General features: G+C 70.6%; 15 protein-coding genes and 1 pseudogene. 9 read left to right on the plus strand and 7 right to left on the minus strand.

Annotated features, from left to right (window positions below):
• Positions 1-117: 117 nt before the first annotated feature.
• Entirely contained in the window at positions 118-2,964 is a 2,847-nt protein-coding gene (locus tag KI385_RS03880; protein WP_238570816.1) for an AfsR/SARP family transcriptional regulator, read from the minus strand.
• A gap of 174 nt (positions 2,965-3,138) precedes the next feature.
• Positions 3,139-5,088, minus strand: a complete 1,950-nt coding sequence (locus tag KI385_RS03885; RefSeq protein WP_238570817.1) for an APC family permease — start codon at positions 5,086-5,088, stop codon at positions 3,139-3,141.
• 462 nt (positions 5,089-5,550) lie between these two features.
• Between KI385_RS03885 and KI385_RS03890 the strand changes: the two genes are divergently transcribed.
• Positions 5,551-7,974, plus strand: a complete 2,424-nt coding sequence (locus tag KI385_RS03890; RefSeq protein ID WP_238577553.1) for a sensor histidine kinase — start codon at positions 5,551-5,553, stop codon at positions 7,972-7,974.
• A 229-nt stretch (positions 7,975-8,203) separates the two neighbouring features.
• On the opposite strand, the gene KI385_RS03895 is transcribed toward KI385_RS03890, so the two are convergent.
• Positions 8,204-8,740: a helix-turn-helix domain-containing protein gene (locus KI385_RS03895; protein WP_238570818.1), complete on the minus strand. Its 537-nt coding sequence runs from the start codon at positions 8,738-8,740 to the stop codon at positions 8,204-8,206.
• A gap of 89 nt (positions 8,741-8,829) precedes the next feature.
• Between KI385_RS03895 and KI385_RS03900 the strand changes: the two genes are divergently transcribed.
• From KI385_RS03900 to KI385_RS03910, 3 genes and pseudogenes are all read left to right on the plus strand, one after another.
• Positions 8,830-9,678, plus strand: a complete 849-nt coding sequence (locus tag KI385_RS03900; protein ID WP_238570819.1) for an alpha/beta fold hydrolase — start codon at positions 8,830-8,832, stop codon at positions 9,676-9,678.
• Between the two features lie 200 nt (positions 9,679-9,878).
• Positions 9,879-10,070, plus strand: a pseudogene (locus KI385_RS03905) (hypothetical protein); the annotation flags it as partial.
• 115 nt (positions 10,071-10,185) lie between these two features.
• Positions 10,186-11,754 (plus strand): Na+/H+ antiporter, encoded by a 1,569-nt coding sequence (locus tag KI385_RS03910; RefSeq protein ID WP_238570821.1) that lies wholly within the window; start codon positions 10,186-10,188, stop codon positions 11,752-11,754.
• A gap of 139 nt (positions 11,755-11,893) precedes the next feature.
• Here KI385_RS03910 and KI385_RS03915 read toward each other — a convergent pair whose 3' ends face one another.
• Positions 11,894-12,013, minus strand: a complete 120-nt coding sequence (locus KI385_RS03915) for a K(+)-transporting ATPase subunit F (RefSeq protein ID WP_220377977.1) — start codon at positions 12,011-12,013, stop codon at positions 11,894-11,896.
• A gap of 454 nt (positions 12,014-12,467) precedes the next feature.
• Positions 12,468-13,826: an FG-GAP-like repeat-containing protein gene (locus tag KI385_RS03920; RefSeq protein WP_238570822.1), complete on the minus strand. Its 1,359-nt coding sequence runs from the start codon at positions 13,824-13,826 to the stop codon at positions 12,468-12,470.
• A gap of 458 nt (positions 13,827-14,284) precedes the next feature.
• Between KI385_RS03920 and KI385_RS03925 the strand changes: the two genes are divergently transcribed.
• On the plus strand, positions 14,285-14,731 hold the full coding sequence (locus KI385_RS03925; RefSeq protein ID WP_238570823.1) for a DUF3515 family protein: 447 nt from the start codon (positions 14,285-14,287) through the stop codon (positions 14,729-14,731).
• 669 nt (positions 14,732-15,400) lie between these two features.
• On the opposite strand, the gene KI385_RS03930 is transcribed toward KI385_RS03925, so the two are convergent.
• Together KI385_RS03930 and KI385_RS03935 are read right to left on the minus strand one after the other, a co-directional pair.
• Positions 15,401-15,817 (minus strand): VOC family protein, encoded by a 417-nt coding sequence (locus KI385_RS03930; protein WP_238570824.1) that lies wholly within the window; start codon positions 15,815-15,817, stop codon positions 15,401-15,403.
• A gap of 51 nt (positions 15,818-15,868) precedes the next feature.
• Positions 15,869-16,018, minus strand: coding sequence for a hypothetical protein (locus KI385_RS03935; RefSeq protein WP_238570825.1), 150 nt, complete (start codon positions 16,016-16,018; stop codon positions 15,869-15,871).
• 102 nt (positions 16,019-16,120) lie between these two features.
• On the opposite strand from KI385_RS03935, the gene KI385_RS03940 reads away from it, so the two are divergent.
• From KI385_RS03940 to KI385_RS03955, 4 genes are all read left to right on the plus strand, one after another.
• A complete protein-coding gene (locus KI385_RS03940) occupies positions 16,121-16,762 on the plus strand; it encodes a TetR/AcrR family transcriptional regulator (RefSeq protein ID WP_238570826.1) in 642 nt (213 codons plus the stop codon).
• A 218-nt stretch (positions 16,763-16,980) separates the two neighbouring features.
• Positions 16,981-17,703 (plus strand): DUF6333 family protein, encoded by a 723-nt coding sequence (locus tag KI385_RS03945; RefSeq protein WP_238570827.1) that lies wholly within the window; start codon positions 16,981-16,983, stop codon positions 17,701-17,703.
• 193 nt (positions 17,704-17,896) lie between these two features.
• Positions 17,897-20,638: an AfsR/SARP family transcriptional regulator gene (locus KI385_RS03950; protein ID WP_238570828.1), complete on the plus strand. Its 2,742-nt coding sequence runs from the start codon at positions 17,897-17,899 to the stop codon at positions 20,636-20,638.
• Positions 20,639-20,767: 129 nt separating this feature from the next.
• Positions 20,768-21,511 carry a DUF4232 domain-containing protein gene (locus tag KI385_RS03955; protein WP_238570829.1) on the plus strand — a complete coding sequence of 248 codons (744 nt, stop codon included), beginning with the start codon at positions 20,768-20,770 and terminating at the stop codon, positions 21,509-21,511.
• The last annotated feature ends 184 nt before the right edge of the window (positions 21,512-21,695 follow it).

Consider the following 21,695-nt stretch of genomic DNA (forward strand, 5'->3'; position numbering starts at 1 on the left):
GCTTCAATCTTCCGGTACATGTCCATACTCCCTACTCGTTGCCGGGCGCCGAATTGGCACCCCGAACGATGCTCGGGCCGCCTTGGACAAACCTTGTCCATCTCTTGAATGAGCTGGTCAGGAGGGCCTTTGGAGTTTGGCACGCAGCCGGTCGAGGTCCGTGTCGTTGTGCCCTATGGTGTGCAGGAGGTCCGCTGCCCGCTGCCAGGCTTCGCGGGCCGCCGCGGTGTCACCGCTGGCTTCGTGGGTATCGCCGAGATGTTCGAGCGCCTCGGCCTGGTTGTACTGGTGGCCGAGTTCCTCGTTCAGGTGCAGGCTCCGCAGGAAGCAGTCGGCGGCCTGCCGGTGGTCGCCCAGGTGCTGGAGCGCGTATCCGAGGCTGTCCCAGGTGTTCGCCTCGCCACGGCGGTCGCCGAGATGCTGCTGGAGGGCGAGCGCCTGTCGGCAGAAGTCGGCCGCTTCCTCGTACTTGCCGAGCTGCGCGTGGTCCCAGCCGGCGGCGTTGAGGGCCCTGGCCCGGCCGGTCTCGTGGCCCGCGGCGTCGAAGCGGTCGAGTGCGAGCAGATCGTGTTCCAGGGCCCGCTGTTGATCGCCCCGGCGCTCCCACAGCCATCCGAGGTTGAGCTGGGTGTGGGCCTCCCCGACCACGTCAGCGAGTGCCTGGTACAGGGCGAGGGCCTGTTTCAGGTGGGCGTGCGCAGCGTCGAACTGACTGGTTTCGCAGCAGGTGTTGCCCAGTTCGCGGTGAATGCGTGCCTGGTACGAGCGGTCGGCGAGGGCGTTCGCCGCTTCCAGCGCGGCGTACTGCGTCGTGGTGAGGTCGTCCCAGAGGCCCTGTCGACCCAGGAACGTGGTGAGGACGGAGACCAGTTGCCAGGTCTGGGCGTGCAGTTCGGAGTGGAGGGCGTGTTCCACGAGGGAGGTCAGCACGGCGCGTTCACTGGAGAACCACGCCAGGGCGGCTCGGTGGTCGGCCGGCTGGACGGGCGCCGCGCCCGGCAGGCTCGGCGTCAGAGCAATCGGCTCCGCGTGGGGGGACAGGAGCCGGTCGGCGGCGTGGGCGGTGTGCAGATAGTGGTCGACCAGGCGCTCGAACGCGCGGCGGCTCGTCGGCTCCGACACGGCCAGTTCCGCGGCGTAGGCGCTCAGCAGGTCGTGCATCGTGTAGCGGCCCGGCCGGTGGGCGGTCACCAGGTGCGAGCGGACCAGTTCGGTCAGGGCCCGGCTGACCCGGCGGGGCTCGGACCCGGCCAGGGCGGCCGCCGCCTCCAGGCCGATGTCGGGGCCCGCGTGCAGGCCGAGCAGGGGGAAGAGCCGCTGTGCGGGTTCACTGAGCGCGCCGTAGGACGAGGCGAAGACGGCCCGCAGGTCGGCGGAGTCGTCTCCCGCGTCGAGGGTGTCGAGGGTGCCGCCCGCCCCGTGCAGATCGCGGATGAGCACCTGGAGCGGGAAGGTCGGGTGGGCGGCGGCCCGGGCGGCGATGATGCTGATGGCCAGCGGCAGCCCGCCGCACAGCTGGAGAAGGCCGGCGGCCGCGGCGGGTTCCTCCCGCACCCGCTTCCGGCCGAGACGACGGGTGAGCAGCGACGCGGCGTCGGCGGCGGACAGCGGGCCGAGCGTGAGCAGGCGGGCGCCGTGCGCGGTGACCAGGCCGGCCAGCTGGTGGCGACTGGTGACGATGACGACGCATGTGGGGCTGCCGGGTAGCAGGGGCATGACCTGTTCGGCGTCGCGTGCGTTGTCCAGGATCACGAGGATGCGGCGTCCCTGGATCAGGCTGCGATAGAGCCCCACTTGGGCGTTCAGTCCGGTGGGGACGGATCCCTCGGGCGCGCCCAGGCTGTCGAGCAGCTCGCGGAGCGCCGAGGCGGCGGTCGTCGGCGACCCCGCGGGCTCGAAGCCGCGCAGATTCAGATAGAGCTGTCCGTCGGGGAACCGGTCCAGCCGCTGATGCGCCCAGTGCAGGGCGAGGCAGGTCTTGCCGATCCCGCCGGATCCGCCGATGCACGCGATCGCCACCGTACCGCCGCGGCGGGACGGCGGTTCCAGGAGCCGGTCGAGCTCCGCCATGGCGCGCCCCCTCCCGGTGAACAAGGGAGGGGGCGGCGGTAATTGACGCGGCACGGGGAACGGGCGGGCCGCGGGGGCCGCCGGCGATCCGTCGGCACCGTCATCGGAACCGGAGCCGGCGATGGGTGGCCCGAGGGGCCCGGCCGGTCTGTCGGCGTCCAGGTCTGGCGCGCCCACGAGGATGTCCTGGTGCAGTTGCTGGAGCGAGGGGCCCGGGACGAGGCCGAGCTCCGATTCCAGGAGCCGCCTGATGCCCCGGTAGACCTCCAGCGCTTGCGGGGTGCGGCCCTGCCGGTGCAGGGCGAGCATCAGTTGTGCGGCGATCCGCTCGTCAAGGGGGTGCGCCTGGGCCCGAAGGCGAAGGGGGGCCAGGAGCTCGGATTCCCGGCCCTGCCGCAGCAGCAGGTCGTTGAGGTCCAGTTCGGCGCCCAGGCGCTCCCCTTCGAGGGTGTCGCGCAGCGCGTTGAACCACGGGGTGTCCGGCTCGGTCGGCGCGTCGTTGGGCCACAGCCGCAGCGCCTCGGTGAGCAGCCGTGCGGCGCAGGTCTCCTCCCCGGCGGAACGGGCCCGTGCGACCAGGTCGCGGAAGCGGTGCAGGTCCACCGTCCGAGGGTCCACCTCGCACACATAGCCGTTCGGGTGGCGGCTGATCGACGCCCCGAGTTCCTCGATGACGCGACGCAGCCGTGACACATAGCTGTAGAGCGTCGTCGCGGCACGCTGCGGCGGGCATTCGCCCCACAGCCGGTCGATCAACCGCTCGACGGAGACAGGGCGGTTCGCGTCAACGAGGAGAGCCGCGAGCACCTGGCGCTGGCGCAGGTGCCCCAGATCCACCTCCCGACCGTCCACCTGCGCACCGATCGTGTGGAGCAAGCAGATCTCGACGGCCACCCTGCACCCCTTCCCCCTGTGCGTCAGTCTTCGGGCAACCCGCACGGGAATCAAGGGATATCCGGGACATTTTCACATACGCCCACGTTCGTGGGACCAGCCCGCCGGTGCCGGCTGGACGCTCACGGTGGAGTTCATGCCGTCACGGTGGAGGCCGCCACCGACAATGAGCCGCTACCACGTGCGGTCGGCCGCCTCCAGGCGGAAGCGCAGCCGGCAGATGACCGCGTCCGTGTCCCGGCGCACCGCGTGGGCGACGACCGCGCCGCGCTGGTTCTGGAGCAACCGCTGCCAGAGGTGGGCGGGTTCGGCCTCCGGGATGAGGACGGTGATGCGAGTGGCGGGGTGGCGAGCGGTCAGGTCGGTGACGTACGCGGCGATCGGGCGCCCTATGGAGCGGGTGGCCGAGGGCAGTTCGAGGAGTTCCACGCCGGGGTTCCACAGTTCCCAGTCGCGGCGCAGGGCCTCGGCGGCCGTGCGGTCCTCGGGAGCGCCGTACGTCACGGTGACCGCCACGACCTCGTTGCCCAGGGACACCGCCGCGTTCAGGGCCTCGCAGGTCAGCTGGGAGAGATGGGACACGGGCACGATGACGAGGGAGCGGGCACGGCGCGGGGGTTCGGGGATGCGGCCCAGCCCCAGGCGCTCGCCGATCCGGGCGTACGCGCGGTGTACGGCCTCGAAGGCGAGGACGAGGAGCGGCAGGGCGATGACGATGAGCCAGGCGCCCTCGGTGAACTTCGTCGCCGTCACGACGACGGCCGCGACGCCGGTGAGCAGGGCACCGAACCCGTTCAGCAGCATCCTGCCGCGCCGGCCCGGGGAGCGATCGAGGCGCCAGTGGCGGACCATGCCGATCTGGCAGATGGTGAAGCCGACGAACACGCCGATGGCGAAGAGCGGGACGAGGGTGTTGACGTCACCGCCGGAGAAGACGAGGAGCAGGGCGGCGACGGCGGCGAGGGCGAGCACGCCGTGCCGGTGGACCTGGCGGTCCGCCTTCAGCCCGAAGACGTGCGGAAGGTAGTTGTCCCGGGCGAGCAGGCCCATCAGAACGGGCAGACCGCCGAAGGAGGTGTTGGCGGCGAGGGCCAGCAGCACCATGGTGGCGAACTGGACCACGTAGAAGGCCCAGTTGTGGCCGAGTGAGGCGTCGGCGAGCTGGGCGAGGACGGTGACGCCCTCGACCGGCTGGAGGTGGAAGCGGCCGATGAGGACGGACAGACCGATCAACATCACGCCGAGCAGGGCACCGAGCGCGACCTCGGTGCGCTGGGCGCGCTTGGCGGCCGGGGCCCGGAAGGACGGCACCGCGTTGGCGACCGCTTCGACACCGGTCAGCGCCGAGCAGCCGGACGCGAACGCCTTGAGCAGGAGCAGGGCGCCGACAGAGGTGGCGTTGTGGGCGAGGGCGGAGGCATGGCCGTCGGCGGTGACGGTGGAGGCCGGGGCGTCCCGGAAGAGGCCGACGACGACCATCGTCAGGATGGCGCCGATGAAGACCGCGGTGGGTACGAGGAACGCCTTCGCGGAGTCCACGATGCCGCGCAGATTGACGGCCGTGATGAGGAGGAGGACCGCCAGGCAGATGGCCACCCGGTCGTCGTAGAGGGCAGGGAACGCCGAGGTCAGAGCCGCTACGCCGGCCGTCACCGAGACGGCGACATTGAGCACGTAGTCGAGGATGAGGGAGGCGGCGGCGACCAGGGCGGTGCGGCGGCCGAGGTGGGCCCTGGCAACCGCGTACGAGCCGCCGCCGTGGGGGAACGCGGCGATCACATGGCGGTACGAGGCGACCAGTACGGCGAGCAGTGCGGCGATGGCCAGCGTGACCGGGAGCGTGAAGCCGAGGCCGTAGCCGCCCGCCGCGGCCAGGACCAGCACGATCGATTCGGGGCCGTAGGCGACGGACGCCATGGCGTCGAGGGAGAGGGCGGCCAGACCCTGGAGGGCGGTGAGCCGGTGGCGGGCGTCCGGCTCGGGGGCACCGGCGCTCGCGGAGCCGATGGCCGGGGCGTCGGAGGCGGCTTGGCCGGAGCCGCTGACCGGCCGGGTGGTGAGGGCGCCGGTGGCGGTGTCCGGCGGTTCCTCGGGCCGGCCATCGGGCTGGGACACCATCGACATCGTTCGTCGTACCTCCGTGCGGCACTGTGCTGGACCAGCCCAGCGTGCGCGGCGCGACGGCTGCCGCCGCGGGCCTTGGCGGACCTTTGGCGGGGGAAGGGGTGTTCTTCACGAGTTCTTGACGGGGACAGGTTCCTGACGGGGTGCCTTGCGCTACCGCGCCTGAGTGCGTTTCCGCATGCGTCCTGGGGTTCCTGGATCAGGAAAGCGTCAACATCGTCGGGCTCAACCACGATCTTGCCGGGCCGATGTGACCATGGAACACCACCTATGCCGCTCGGCCACCCGAGGTCCCCCTCGCAGCACCAGGCGACGTGGGGCTGTGCAGGACCGGTGAGGGAGGGGCTTTCGGTGGCGCCGAGGGTTGTCGCAGCCGATACGCCAGGCGTGGGCGTAGGCGTACGGCCAGGAAAGCTCAAGGTGTTCCTCGGGGCAGCGCCGGGGGTCGGCAAGACCTACCGGATGCTGGACGAGGGGCGGCGCCGTGCCCGCCGCGGCACGGATGTGGTGGTGGCGTACGCCGAGTGCCATGCCCGGCCGCACACCGAGGAGAAGCTCGAAGGGTTGGAGATACTGCCCCGGACGTACCGCGAGTACCGGGGAAGCACCTTCAGCGAGATGGACCTCGACCGCGTCCTCGACCGCCACCCCGAGGTCGCACTCGTCGATGAGCTGCCCCACACCAACGTTCCCGGCGGCCGCAACGCCAAGCGGTGGCAGGACATCGAAGAGCTGCTGGCCGCGGGGATCGACGTCGTCACCACCGTCAACGTCCAGCATCTTGAGTCGCTCAACGACGTCGTGGAGAAGATCACCGGCGTGCCGCAGCGGGAGACCGTTCCCGACGAAATCGTCCGCCGCGCCCACCAGATCGAACTGGTCGACATGCCCGCCGAGGCGCTGCGCCGACGCATGGCCCACGGCAACATCTATCAGCCCGAGAAGGTCGATGCCGCGCTCGCGCACTACTTCCGCGTCGGCAACCTGACGGCCCTGCGGGAACTCGCGCTCCTGTGGGTCGCCGGTCGGGTGGACGAAACCCTGCAGAAGTACCGGTCCGAGCACGGCATCGGCACGGTCTGGGAGACCCGCGAACGCGTCGTGGTGGCGCTCACCGGCGGCCCGGAGGGCGAAACCCTGATCCGCCGGGCCGAACGGATCGCCGACCGCTCCTCGGGCGGCGATCTGCTGGCCGTGCATGTCGCCCGCAGTGACGGCCTCGCCGACGCCTCCCCCGCCGCCCTCGCGAAACAACGCGAACTGGTCGAGAGCCTCGGCGGCAGCTACCACTCGGTCGTCGGCGACCATGTGCCCACCGCGCTGCTGGACTTCGCACGCGCCGAGAACGCCACCCAGCTCGTCCTGGGCACCAGCCGCCGCAGCTGGCTGTCCCGTCTGCTGGCGCCGCGCGGCATCGGCGAGGACACGGTCGAGCTCTCCGGCGACATCGACGTCCACATGGTCACCCACGAACGAGCCGGCCGAGGACGCCGGTTGCCCGTACCCGGCCGGCAACTGCCGCACGCGCGCCGCGTCGCGGGACCGGTGGCCGGCCTCCTCCTCCCCCTGCTGCTGACCGTCGTCCTCGCCAACACCCGCGGCACGCTCAACCTGACCAGCGAGGCCCTGCTCTTCCTGGTCACCGTCATCGGCGTGGCCTGCCTCGGCGGCGTGGTCTCCGCACTGCTCGCCTCGCTCACCGCCTCCCTCCTGCTGAACTACTACTTCATCCCGCCGAGCGGACAATTCACCATCACCGAGCCCAACAACGCACTCGCCCTTGCGGTCTTCGTGGTGGTCGCCGTCACGGTCGCCGCCATCGTCGACCGCTCGCTGCGACTGGCACGTCGCGCGGCGAGCGCCACCGCGGAGGCGGAGACCCTCTCTTCCATGGCCGGGAACATCCTGCGTGGTGAGCAAGCGGTATCGATGCTGCTGGAGCACACCCGTGAGACCTTCGGCATGGAGTCGGCCGAACTCGTCCCGCGTTCGGACCAGGAGACCGAAGCGGTTGACGGCGCCGACGGACTCGTGAAGGTGCCGGCCGGGCCGGACCGCGTGCTCGTCCTACGAGGCCGCAGCCTTCCTGCCTCCGAGCACCGGGTGCTGACCGCCTTCGCGGCGCACCTCGCCGCTGCGCTGGACCACGCCCGCCTCACGGAGGCCGCGGCCGAGGTCGAACCGGTGAAGGCGGCGGACCGGATGCGTACGGCGCTGCTCGCCGCGGTCAGCCACGACCTGCGGACGCCACTGGCCGGCGGACGCGCCGCCATCAGCTCGCTGCGCAGCACGGACGTGGACTTCTCCGCAGAGGAACGAGACGAGCTGTTGGCGACGGCCGACGAGTCGCTCACCAAGCTCAACCGCCTGGTGGACAACCTCCTCGACATGAGCCGTCTCCGGGCCGGCGCCCTGACGTTGCACCTTCAGCCCACGGCGTTCGCGGACGTCCTCCCCCTGGCACTCGACACCCTCTCCGCGACGTCGGTGCCGATCGAGTCCCAGGGGCTGGCGGAGATCTGCGATGTGCTCGCGGATCCGCCGCTGCTGGAGCGCGTCATCGCCAACCTGGTGATCAACGCCGTACGGCACTCTCCCGAACACCAGCGGGTGCTGATCAGCGCCAGCGCCCTCGGCTCGCGAGTCGAGCTGAGGGTCATCGACCGGGGGCCGGGCCTGCGGCCGGAGGACCGGGACCGGATCTTCGTCCCCTTCCAACGCCTGGGCGACAACGACAACACCACCGGCCTGGGACTCGGGCTCGCGCTCTCCCGGGGCCTGGCCGAGGCGATGGGCGGCACCCTCACCCCCGAGGACACGCCCGGAGGCGGGCTGACCATGGTCCTCTCCTTGCGGGCCGATGAGCAAGGACCCTCCACGCCCTGACCATCACGTCAACCGTCAGCTTTCTTGTACCCGCACGCCTCAGCCCCTGACGGGCCTGCTTGGTGTGCCCATCCCCCGCAGGCCCCTCACCTCCGTACGGGCGGACAGCCGCGCTGCCCAGGTGAATCCCCCAGCCCCGGCAACCACCTCCGCCACAGCCTCTGATGTAGCGGTGCCGGCGAACGGCATACAGCTCCCCTCGCCGACCTGACGATCTGACGATCTGTCGTCAGGGTGATGGCGGCGCGGTGGGGAAGAGGATGGGGCTGAGGAGGTACGGCGCACGGCCCGGGATGGGCTGGTTGCCGAGGTGGGGCTGCAGTGCCGAGACCAGTTTCCCGATGAGCCCGGTGAGTTCGTCCGGACTGAGCCAGAGCGTGCCCTGGCGGTAGGAAACCGAGTCGGCTGTCGGGTTCGCCCCGTCGCGGTCGAGATAGGCGTTGAACTCGGCGATGAGGACGGCCATGGCGGCGGCGAAACCGCGGCGGTGGTCCTCCAGGGACATGGCCGCGGCGGCGTCGCCGTCGATCGAGGGGCGGTCACGGCGCAGCCGGTACCGGCGCTCGACGACGTTGCGCACGCGGTGCTCCTCGGCCACTTCAAGGAAGCCGGCCTCCGCCAGCAGGGCGACGTGCCGGTAAACGGTCACCCTCGACACCTCAGGCATCCGGGCGCACAGCTCGCCCGTGGTGAGTTCGCGCCCGCCGGACAGGGCGTGAACCACGCGCAGGCGAACCGGATGGAGAAGCAATTCGGCGATATCCACCCCTCCACTATTTCATAAATGATACCGTTATCGAAAATGAAATCGTAGGCTTACGGGGGGCAAGCGTGAGGCAGGCGACGGGGCAGACGATGGCCGTGAATGGGCGGTCCGTCCATGTGGAGGAGTCGGGTCGGGGCACCGACTGGGTCGTCTTCGAGGCCGGTCAGGGCCTGGGGCGGACCTGCTGGGACCCGGTGATGCCGCTTCTGGCCGACCGGGCGCGCCTGGTGGCCTACGACCGCGCCGGGTTCGGTCGCAGCGGCCGGACCACGGAGCAGTTGGGAATCGACGACATGGCCGCCGACCTGGTCGCGCTGGTCGATGCGGTGATACCCGGGCCCGCCCCGCTGGTACTCGTTGCGCACAGCATGGGCGGGCTGGTCGCGCGCCGCGCCGCGGAGAGTCTGGGGCCGCGACTGAGCGGGCTGCTGCTGCTCGATCCGACACCGGAGAGTGCGCCCGTCTACGACACGTTCGACGAGACCGCCGCGAAGGTCGACCGCGCACTGGGCGTGACGCAGGCGCTGGCCCGGTTCCGCCCGCTGGCCCGCATGGCCAGCGGGAACGTCCGCCGTGCCTTCCCCGCGGACACCTACGCGACCATGCTCGCCGAGGACTTCGTCCCGGCCGGCATCGCGCAGACGAGGAAAGAGTTCAAAGCCGTTGCCGCGGCCATCCCCCAGTTCCGCGCCGAGCCGCCCGGCCTCCCGACATGTCCGACGGTCCTGCTCTCGGCATCCCGCCCCGTGAAGGGCCGGGAACAGCAGCACGCCGCCATCGCCGAGCATCAGCGACGTTGGGTCGAGACGCTGCCGGATGGTCGGTTCGAAGGGGTCGACTCGGGTCACTTCATCCAGGCCGCGCAGCCGGGGATCGTCGCGGACAAGGTCGGACACCTCCTCGACCGGGCGCCGGACCGGCGCGCCCGACCGGCCTGACGGCTCCGCGCCACCCACACAAAGCGCCGGGCGCGTCTACGAGGCCGACCGACCGCTCACCCGTGCCGACCGCGAGCGGGCCACGGCCGTACTCGGCCGGTAAGGCACCACGGCAGATTTCAGCATCGAGAGCTTGTGCGGCCATCCGCGAGAGTGGGTCGAATCAGCCCGTGCGGTCAGGTCTCCTGACGACATGTCCGAAGAAGCTGCTCGCCACCGCCACCGCTGCCGCTGCCGTGGTCATGAGCGCTTTCCTGATCGTCACCAGCTTTGTGACCACCCTGCTCATCCCGGAGGACGCGTTCAAGCCAGGCGGGGAGGCCAACGGGCATGCCTTGGCCCACCTGACCCACGCATACCTGGGCTCCGCCTTCTCCGCCGTCCATGACATAAGGCGTTAGGACTCTGGCAGTAACCCGACAACACCCGGTAGGTTTCCTTGCGGAGTGCCGGGAAGTCTGGTCGGCGGCGGTTCAGCTATAGCCGAAGCCATCGAGAGACGAGTACGTGACCGACCTTACTGCCCTCCTCCTTCTCATTGTGTTCGCCACTTTGGTGGCCACGGGCGCCCGCCACTGGCGCATTCCCGCCCCCTCGCTGCTCGTCGTCGGCGGCGTACTCATCGGGCTGCTGCCCTGGATTCCGGACGTCCAGGTCGCTCCCGAAGTGATCAGTGTGGTCGTGCTGCCACCGCTGCTGTACGCGTCCGCCGAGGAGATCCCGTGGCGCGAACTGCGCGTGGTGTGGCGGCCGGTGACCGTCCTCGCCTTCGGCCTGGTGCTGGCCACCGCAGCAGCCGTGGGCGCCGTGGCGTCCGCGGTCACCCCGCTCAACACCACCATGGCGTTCGTCCTGGGCGCGGTGTTGGCCAGCACCGACCCGGTCGCGGTGACAGCCCTCGGACGCAAGATCGCGCTGCCGCCCCGCATCCAGGTGCTCGTCCAGTCCGAGAGCCTCTTCAACGACGCCACCAGCCTGGTGCTCTTCAAAGTCGCGGTGGGCGCCGCCATAGCCGCACACGCGGTCACCCTGCCCGCGGCCGGCGGCCAGTTCCTGGTGCTCGGCGGTGGCGGGGCACTGGTCGGCGGTGCCGTCGCGGGTGCGGTGGCGTTGATCCGGCGGCGGACCGAGGACCCGATCCTGGAAACGGTGATCGCCCTGGTCACACCGTACGCCGCCTACATACTCGCCGAGGACCTGCACACCTCCGGCGTCACCGCGGTCGTGGTCGCGGGGGTGGTGCTCGGCAGCACCGGCCACAAGCTCACCAACGCCACCATCCGGCTCCAGGTGCACGCCGTCTACGCCACCGTGGTCTTCCTCCTGGAGAGCGTCGTCTTCGCCCTCATCGGCCTCGAACTTCCCTCCCTCGTACGCCAGTTGACCGCTGGCGAACACAGCTGGCCGCTCGGTGTGCTCGCGGTGGCCGCCACCGTGATCGCCGTACGGCTCCTCGGGGTCCTCCCCCTCTCCGCCGTCATGCAGCGCCGCCGCGGCAACGGCGCGGTCACCTGGCGCATCCCTGCGGTGGTCTCCTGGGCCGGCACCCGTGGCGTCATGCCGCTGGCCGCCGCCCTGTCCATCCCCCTGACCGCCGACAACGGCAGCCCACTGCCGCACCGCCCACTGATCCTCGTCCTCACCACCGGCGTCGTCGTCTTCACCCTCGTCCTGCAGGGCTTCACCCTGGCCCCGGTCGTCCGCTGGTCCAAGATCGCACTGGAACCGGAGCACACCGCCCGCGAAGAAGCCCGCGCACGCGCCGGCCTCGCCAAGGCCGGGCTGGACTGCCTGGACGAACTCGAAGCCGCCGAAGCCGCGCCCGCCACCCTCATCAACCAGCTACGCCGCGGCCTGCTGGCCCGCCTCGACCAGGCCGACGCCGACCAGGACGACGACACCGCCCCGTCCTCCTCGGTCTCCGCCACCGGCTACCGGGAATTACGCCGCACCGTGATAGCCGCCGAAACCGCAAAGCTCCAACGCCTCTACGCGGACAACCACATCAGCGACATCACCCGACGCCGACTGCAACGCAGACTGGACCTCGAAGACGCCGGGCTCGGCGAGGAGTGAGACCCGTAACGCCCTGTTGCCTGGCGCAAGTCGAGTGACCGTCTGACTGCCGCCCTGTCCCGAGCAGGGCGGCCGGCCAAACGCCGACAGACGCGACGATCGGACTACGGCGCGGGCTGGGCCGGACCCAAGAACAACCTCAGAACCGGTCCGGGAACTTGACGACGACCACAAGAAGCCCGACCAGCGCCGCCGCCACCAGCAACCCCACGACGCGCTCCACGCTCACGACACCACCGCCGACATCATCGCTCCGCACATCCCGGACCTCCTTGATTCTCCGCGCACCCCCGACCGGCTCCACCGTGTCGGGCGAAGCGATGCCATACGGACAACGAGACCGCTTCCCTAACGGAATTCGAACGGTGCAAGCACTCGACTGGAGCACGGCCGCGCGTCGGCGATCCCGTTATGGACGGTCGTCCAGGGCTCGCTTGCGCCTTCGGCCGCTTCCGCATGTCGGTCGGTCTTCGGTGACTACGACCAGACATCGGCTTTGCGGCGGAGTCGCCAGAAGCCGAGAAGGACCAGCGCCTAGTAAGCCCACCGAGCGAGCCCCGCCGACCTGACCGGCCGCTGGCCGCCCAACCCGTGCCGCCGGTACTCCCGGCGCGGGGCCGGCAGCGCCGTGTGGGCATGCCCGGCGGGTCTTCGCGGCAGAGGAGCCCAGCCTCTCCACCGCTGTGCTGCTCAGGCACCGCCCCGCCGGAGACCTACTGGAGGAAACCGTCAATCAGATCGGCGTCGACGGAGGTGACCCCGGCGGTCGTGAGGCCCGACGCGCTGCCGGGCAGGCGGAGCGATCCGCCCGTACCGGTGACGAACAGGTCGGCGAAGCCGTCGCGGTCGGTGTCGCGCAAGCGAACCGTCGCGCCGAACGAGTCGTCGGTGTCAGGAGATCCGGGGACGCCCGGGCCGGAACGGGTGAAGAACTGGGCTCCGCTTCCGGAGAGCCCGCCGGTGCGGCCGCGGAGGACGTGGACGGCGCCCGCGTACTCCTTGTCGCCGAGCTTCTCCCCGTACGCGCCGATCGCGAGGTCGGCGTAGCCGTCGTGGTTGATGTCGCCCGCGGAGATCGAGGCGCCGAACGAGTCCTCCGGCTCGGGGGTGCCGGCGATCCCGGCGGTGGCCTGGGTGATGCGAGTGGCGGTCGTGGGGCCCTGGGCGCCGCCCCTCCAGACGGTCACGGCGCCCCTGCGCTTCGCGTCATCGGGGTTTCCGATGGCGATGTCGCCATAGCCGTCCTTGTCGAAATCGGCGATCAGGCCGTCTCCGACGTGGAAGTCGTGCGAGTTGACGTTCAGCACCGTGCCGGATGTGAACGTCGCGCCGCCCTTGAGGAACCACGCATTGGCCTCGGTGCGCGACTCCGGGAAAGCCGCAACGCCGAGGATCACCAGGTCGGTTGCCCTGTCCTTGGTGACCTGGCCCGCGATCAGGTGCGCGGCGTGGTGGTTGCTCCGGTCGGGGTGCGCGACCGGGCCGGATATTCCCGTACGGGAGAACGTGCCCTGGTAGACGTACGTCTCCCCGGCATTGATCACGGCGAGCTCGGGCCTGCCGTCACCGTTGAAGTCCCCAGCGGCCAGGTCGTCACCGAAGTAGCCGTACGGCTGCGGGGTCGCCTTGCCAGGCAGGGACGTGCCGCCGGAAAGGCCCTGCCTGGACCCCCACAGGATGGTGACGGCGCCCTGGTCCTCGCGTCCGTTCACGTCCTCGCCGCGCGCGGAGACCGCGAGGTCGCCGTAGCCGTCCCGGTTGAAGTCACCGGCGGCGCGCACCTCGCCGAACATGTCGTCCGGTTCATCGGCGCCCGGGACACCGGGGCTGTCCTGACCGATGGTCTGGGAGGTGGTGCCGGGGCCGTGCGCGGTGCCGAAGACGACGTGCACGGCGCCGCCGTCGGCGGACCGGGAAGCGGACGCGTAATCGCGGTATCCGTCACCGTTGAAGTCGTCCGGTGAAGCCGCGGGGGTGGCAGCCGTCGCCGCGGCCGCCGGGAGGCAGAGCAGCCCGCAGGTGAGCGAAGCGACGGTGGTCGCCGCGAGGGCGAGGCGAAGGTTCTGGCGCATGGATGTGTGGGGTCTCCGATCATGTGCGGCCCGCCGGGCGGCCCGCGCTGGCGGTCGCGGTGCGTTCCTCGGCATCCGCGGTACGGGGAAGACCACTTGAGCGGGGCGAGGGTTGTACCCGAGGCCGGTTTTCGGTGCCCGGCGCGGCCCTTGCGCCGCCGGCTGCGCTTTCCGGGCCAGCTGGCCTGCGGGAACGACGGGAGGTATGGGTGACTTGGAGATCAGCGTGCACCACCGCCTCGTCGGCCTGCACCAGTTGAGACCACCAACCCTGCGAACCTACGTGGCCACAGCACCAGGCGGAGGGTTTTCGCGTCGGCAGTGTCCGAAGGAGAGGTGTGCACTGGGAAGTTGAGGGGTGGGCGTAGCGTCTGTGCTGACCGGTAGTGAAGTGTGCGGGTCCGCACAGAGCATGGGGGTTTGGGATGGTTCGGCTTTCTCGTCGGTCGCGTGTTGCGGTGGGTGTGGCCGCCGCCGGGATCGTGGTCGCCGGCGCGATGGTGATATGTGAGGTGAACGCGTCCACGTTCGGCGTCGAGCCCGCGGCGAAGGGCGGTGCGCCGGAGTGCACCCGGATCGCGAAGGAGTACCCGGACCGCCTCAACGGGCAGGAGCGGGATCACACCGATCTGCCGGGGGTTGCCGCTTGGGGCGGTGGGGTGGTGGTGGTGCGCTGTGGGCTGACGCCGCCCCGCCCGACGACTGATGCGTGTGTCAATGTCGACGACGTGGACTGGGTGCTGCGGGAAGCCAAGTCGCAGGACGGACGGAAGCTGCTCATCACCTACGGGCGCCACCCAGCGGTGGAGGCCACGATCTCTGGCCAGGGCTCCGGCATCGACACGCTCCTCGTGGAGTTGAGCAAGACCGTGAAGCCGATCCGGCAGCACGAGCACTGCCTCTGAAACCCGCCCCTCAAACGGGGGTTGGGGCGATATGCGGACAAGGTCCCGTGAGAGTCGTCAGATCGTGTCGGCGGAGGTGTGGGGTGCGACCTGCGCTGACAAGGGCGGTCATTGAGATCGTCGCCGTGCTTGCGTTCCTCGCAGCGGTCCGCGCGTCAGCGAATGGGGGCCTTGCGACTGCGAGCCGTCCGGGCCGGCGCTGATGCGGAGGGCCGGTCGCGGCCTGAGGCGGTGGGCCGCCCTTCCGGCCCGCGCATCAGTTTTCACCCGTGTGCCCGGCCGAGCGGAGTGCGTCTGCTCGGCCGGGTCGGGCGATTTACTCGTCCTGGTGCGTCCTGATTCGTAGCTGTTCAGGGCACCTTGCGGCACGCAGGATGCCCGGCCGGGGCCGCGTGCGGCAACCCGCCGTTACCGGGCCCGGGGCGGGACGCGGGTGTCCTCGGTGCCGGGGACCGAGGCGAGGCCGTCGCAGCGCATCGCGACGTGCGCCTGGGCCGTCTGGGGGGGGCGTGGACCTGGCGGACCAGGTCCGGCGGGAGGATCGCGGTCCGGCCGGCCGAGGTCTTCTCGGTGCGGCCGTCACAGGTGATCTCCAGGTGCCGGTGGTGACCGTCCGCCGGACTCAGCACCTGGACGGTCGCGATGTGACGTTCTCGGGCGAAGGGGTGATCACGTGCACGGCGCGTCCTCGTCTTCCGTGGAGCGAGTGGGGGTGGTCCATTCGACGAGCTGGATGACGACTCCGTTGGGGTCGGTCATCTGGAAGAGGCGCTCGCCCCAGGGCTCTTCGCGCAGGGGCATGGTGATGGGGGCGCCTTCGCCACGCAGGCGGGCTTCTTCCGCTTCGAGGTCGGTGACCGTCAGCGCCAGGATCAGGCCGGCCGCCTGCTGGTCGCGTTGCTCGTCCGGGAGGACCTCGATGCCCCGGCGGAGCAGAACGATGTCGACGGCGGCGTCGTCACGGGTCAGAGAGGCGAAGCCGTCATCGGCCATGGCCACCTGGTAGCCGAGGTGGGTGGTGAGGAAGTCGCGGGAGGCGTCCACGTCGGCGACGGTCAGAGAAAGGGTGGAGACAGAGACGTTCACGGCGGCTCCTCGGCAGGCGTGCGGCGGGGTGTGTGGCGGGCTGATCGGTTGTCAGTAGGTGCGGCGCGGCGCGTGGTACTGGGTGCGGATGGGTGCCTTGCGGCGGCCGGTACGGGGCAGGTCGCGGATCAGTCGCTGGGCGGTCGGGACCGGGCCGACGCCCTGGGTGGCGGCGAGCCCCGCAGTGTTGAGCTTTCGCATGTATGACTCTTCCCTTGAGGCGAATTTTGCTACGGACGTAACTTTATGCGCGGCGCACCACGTGCGTCAAGGGTAATTTTGCTACGGGTGTAAGATTCCCTCATGGGTATCGACACGTTGGGACTCCGCGAGTCCAAGAAGCAGGAGACCAGGCAGCTGATCTCCGACCACGCCACCCGGCTCTTCATGGAGCAGGGCTTCGAGCAGACGACCATCACCGAGATCGCCACTGCGGCCCGGGTCGCCAAGAAGACGGTCACCAACTACTTCCCGCGCAAGGAGGACCTGGCCCTCGATCACCACGAGGAGTTCACCGCCGCCCTGGCCCGCGCCGTCACCGATCGGGCTGTCGGCGAGTCGGCGCTCGCCGCGCTGCGGCGGGAGTTCACCACCGCCCTTGAGGAGCGCAACCCCGTCGCGGGCTTCGCCGGCCCCGAGTTCGCCCGCATGATCGCCGACAGCCCCACCCTCACCGCCCGCCTGCGCGACCTCCACGACCAGCGAGAAGAAGCCCTCGCTGGGGCACTCGCCGACGCCGCTCGCCCCGCGACCCCGGCCATCGCTCCCCGAGCCGCAGCGGCTCTCCTCGCCGCCGCCCACCGCCTGCTGTTCCGGCGCATCCAGGAACTCACGCTCGCCGGGCACCCCAACGACCGGATCGCGGCCACCGTGGCCCCGGAGGCGGCACACGTCTTCGACCTCCTCGCCGCTTCCCTCGGCGACTTCCCCGCTGCCGTGGAATGACCCTGCCCGTGACGGGAGACCGACGTACGGCCGCCCGGCACACCACAGGCACCGCGGCCACGTCTTCCAGGTACGCAGCGCGGCCACCGAGGGCGGCGGCGGGACCACCACCGCCGCTCTGATCCGGTAACCGGCCTGTTGTGAAAGTGAATTCGGGTTCTCGCCCGCCGGCATGCGGCCGGTTCGGACTGTCAGTGCCCCTCGCTACGGTGCCGCTCATGACCGACACCACTTTCTGGACCTGCCCACCCGACCGGGAAATCCGGGGACATAGCGACGACTACACCCTCACCCTCGTCCTTCCCCCCTTCCCCACAGGCACCGTGAACCTGCCTCCCCACGACCCGGAACGGGCCCGCCACTTCGCCGAAGACTTCGACTCCATCGACGAGATCCTCGAAGAGCTGCCCCCCGTCTCCGCAGGCGACTATCTGGCTCTGGAGACGCGGGCGGACCTGGACATCATCAAGGTGGGCTGCTGGGGCAACGTCATCTCCCTGTCCGACCCTGCCCTGGCCGAGAGCATCGGCGATCTGCCGCTGCTCGGGGCATCCGCCACTCTCCGCGAGCGCTACCCCGACGCCCGGATCGTCGGCTCGGCCGACGTCGACTGCGGAGAGGTCCACACCGAAGACATCATCCAGCTTCCCGGCGGTGTGATGCTGCACACCGAAGGCTGGCCCTGCGTGGAACCGTTGGACGTCACCGGCGACCCTCAGGCCGTCGTACGTGCCCTCGACATCAGCCCTGAGACCCTCGCCGAGGAAGAGATCGACCTGGACGCGGCGTCCGACGAAATCGACTGGCGAGCCCTGGGCCGGCTCGCGCTCGGACCGTGCGACCCGTGGGGCCGCCCGGACCTCCAGATGTCCGTCTTCCGCGTCCGCCACACCAGCAGCGCCACGTTCCGGATGAAAGAGACCTGGTTCGTGAACCGGTAACGATCCGGAAGCCGGCTCCAGGTCGCCCGCGGCCCGGTGGCGATCGGGGACGCGACAGCCCGGCCTCCGGCGAAGACAGCCGTAGGCACATGGACGGCGGTGTCCACGGCACCACCGGTGGCCCGTGGGCACCGGACACACTCGCCCACACCTCCGGTAACCTGGATCTTTCCCCGCAGGAGGAGTTGCACCAGTGGAGTTCCGGCTGCTCGGAGCGGTGTCCGTCGCCACCGAGATCGGCGAACTGCCACTCGGCCCCGCCAAGCGGCGCAGCCTGCTCGCCGCTCTGCTGCTCAGGCCCAACCACCCGGTGCCGGTGGACCAGCTGACGGCCGCGCTGTGGGATCACGAACCGCCGCAGCGCGCCCGCAGTGTCATCCAGGGACATGTGTCGCGTCTGAGGGTCCTGCTCGCCGGTGCGGACGCCGAGATGTTCGGTGTCGAACTGGTCACTCAGGGCACAGCGTACGTCCTGCGGATGCCGGAGACCTTGCTGGACGCCCACCGCTTCGAAGAGCTGATGACGCTGGCTCGCAGTCAGCGTGCGCCGGCCGACGCCGTGGCGATGTATCAGGAGGCGCTGTCGCTGTGGCAGGGGCCCGCACTGACGGGCGCGTATCCGAGTCAGCCGCTCCAGACAGCAGCGCACGCGCTGGAGGAGCTTCGGCTGACCTGCGTGGAGTTGCTGGCCGCGGCCTACACGCGGATGGGTGAGCACGCCCGGGCTGCGGCCGTGCTGCGCGCGGAGGCGGATGTCCATCCGCTGCGCGAATCGCTGTCCGCCGGGCTCGTGAGGGCACTTCAGCGTGCGGGGCGCCGCTCGGAGGCGCTCGACTGGTTCCACCGCACCCGGCGGCTGCTCGCGGACGAGCTGGGGGTCGATCCGGGACGGGAGCTGGCAGACGCCTACGCGGTGGTGCTGCGCGGGGAGGATGACGATGCGGCGCACGCCCCGGCTGCGGTCCCGCCGCCCGTGCCCGTGCCCGTCACGGCGCAGGTGCCATCAGCTGTCCCCCACTCGGGCACGGTCGACCTGCTCCCGCGCATGCCGCGCGGCTTCCACGGGCGCGCAGGCGAACTCACCGCGCTCTCCAGGGTCGCCGCCGGCGAAGCACCCGTCTGCCTGGTCACCGGGCCCGCTGGAGTGGGTAAGACGGCGCTCGTGGTGCACTGGGCCCACCGCAACCGCGACCGGTTTCCCGGCGGTCTGCTCTACGTCGACCTGCGCGGTTTCAGCGATACGGGAGAGCCGACCCTCGTCGAGGTGCTGCGCGAGTTCCTGCTGGCGCTGGGGGTCGCACCGCGCCGGATACCAGAGTCGGCCTGCGGTGCGTCCGCGCTGTTCCGGTCTCTTGCCGCGGACCGTCAGCTCCTTGTCGTACTCGACAATGCGCGCGGCTCCGAGCAGGTCAGAGAGTTGCTGCCGGGCGGTGCCCGATGCGTCACCGTGGTCACCAGCCGGTACCGGCTGCGCGGCCTGATCGCCTCCGATGCCGCCCGTCCCGTCCCCGTGGACGTCCTCGAACCGGAGGACAGCACGGCCCTGCTTGCCGCGGTGCTCGGAAAGGAACGGGTGCTCGCGGAGGCGGTGGCCGCTCGGCGGCTTGCCGAGTTGTGCGGTGGGCTTCCCCTCGCGCTACGAGTGACCGCCGCCAGGCTCGCGGATCAGCCGGACTGGTCCCTGAGCGCGATGAGCGTCGAACTGTCCGACGAGTCACGCCGTTTGAGCCTGCTGGACGTGGAGGACACGGGCGTACGGGCAGCGCTGAGGCTCACCGTGCGCCGACTGCCCGAAGACGCCGCGCACCACTTCGCACATCTCGGCCGCCACCCCGGCACACACGTCGACCGGTATACGGCGGCGGCCCTGGCGGACACGGACCCGGACACGGCCGGGGCCGCGCTGGACAGGCTCGCCGCGGCACACCTCGTCACCCGGGCCACGCCGGACCGCTGGACTCTGCACGATCTCGTACGGCTGTACGCGCGCGGCCTGGACACGGGACCCGACACCCTGGTGCGGATGCTCGACCACACCGTGGCCACCGCCCTGGCCGCGGCCGGCGCGGCCGAGCCCGGCGACGAGTCGTGTTTCGCGCTGCCTGCGGACTTCCATCCCCCGCAGGCGATAAGGGAGTTCGCGGACCACGACCAGGCCATGGCCTGGTACGCGGCCGAGCGTGACGACCTGACTCTGGCGGCGGCCGCCGCACGCACCGCCGGACTGCACAGCAGGACCTGGCGGATCGTCCTGGCCATGTGGCCGCAGATGGTGTGGCGGGTCCTCGACGGCTGGACTCCCCTGCTGCAGACAGCACTTGAGGCGGCACGGGCCGATGCCGACACCCGCGCGGAGTCGCGGATCCTCGCCCTGCTCGGATGGGTGCTGACCGAAGAGGGCCGCATCCACGAGGCGCTGGTCCATCTGGAGGCCGCCCCCGTGCTCGCCTCCCGGGCCGGCGACCTGCGCGGCGAGGCGACCGCGCTAGTCAATCTGTCGCTTGCCCAAGCGGCGCTCGGCAGCCCGGAAGAGGCGGCCGAGGGCTGTGCACAGGCGGCACGACTGGCTCGCGGCGCCAACGACCGGCACACCGAGCGACTGGCCCTCTACCACCTGGCCCGACACCAACTGGACGCCAGGGAATGGCAGTCGGCCCTCGAGACGTCCATCGCCGCGCATGCCCTCCACGCCCCCTCGGACACATCGACGGCGTCCCGGGTGCTGCTACTCACAGTGGCCGGGGAGGCGTTGCTGGGGATGGGTGACGAGGCCGAGGGCGTCCGACGGCTCGAGGAAGCGGCGCGCGAGGCGGAGTCGTGCGGCTACGACGACGGTGCGGTACGGGCGCTGGGCGCGCTGCTGCGGGTGTCGGCGGATGTGGGGCTGCAGGCACGGTACGACACGGCGATGGTACGGCTCATGGCCGGGACGTGAGCAGACGCCGCGGTGGCGTTAGCGGGACGTCAGCCGCGCGTGAGCCGAACGCCAATGGGTCCGGCCAGGCTGGTCTCCACAGCGGGAACGACTCACGAGTCCCGCACGACCGCACGGGGGAACCTCATCATGCGTACATTCCGCATCGGCACCACCGCCCTGGCCGCCGCCACCGCCGCACTGGCCCTGACCCTGACCGCCTGCGGCGGCTCGGACAGCGGCAGCGGTGTGAAGGCCGACGCGAGCCAGGGTGGCGGCACGGCCGAGGGCTCAAAGAACACGGACAAGACGGCGGGGACGGGCGGCGACAAGGGGACGGGGACGAGGTCGTCCCAGGCGTCCACCGGACAGGGCACTTCCGGCTCGCGTTCCGGTTCCGGTTCCGGTTCCGGTTCCGGTTCCGGTTCCGGTTCCGGCAAGGTCACCGTCGCCGACTCCGCCGGCACCCGTCCGTGCAACGGCGACGAGATGTCCTACTCCGTACTGCACCGTCTCCCGAAGCAGCAGGGCGAGCACCTGCTGATCACCGCACGGAATGCCGACTCCAAGCCCTGCTGGATCACTTCGTATCCGTCCGTCATCCTCGGGGACACCTCGAACGTCCTGCGCCACTCGGCCAAGGACGCCCCCGGCGGCAGCACCCGGATCACGGTCAAGCCCGGCACCAAGGTCTACGCCGCCGTGAACCTCTTCACCGACAGCGCGAAGACCCACACGTCGGCGGACCTCTCCCTCGCCCTGCGCGACCAGACCGGCGACACCGGCCCGGGCACCGAGCAGCAGGCCTTCGACAGCAAGGGCGTGCCGTCGAAGTTCACCTGGTCCAGCGCCGACGTCACGAACTGGAACACTGCCAAGCCTTACGACTTCTGATCGGACCCCGCTCAGGCGCTGCGGCTGCCCTCTCGACTCGAGGTCACCGAACCCGACGCCCCGCCGGCCACCAGGCTGACGGGGCGTCGTCCCGCGCGTCTGCACGTCCGTCAGCCCCGGGACCTCGAAGGCGAGGCAGAACACTTCCTCGCCTTCGTCGGCATGGCCACAGTCCTCAACAGCA

Source organism: Streptomyces inhibens (genome assembly GCF_022221585.1).
Lineage (GTDB): Bacteria > Actinomycetota > Actinomycetes > Streptomycetales > Streptomycetaceae > Streptomyces > Streptomyces inhibens.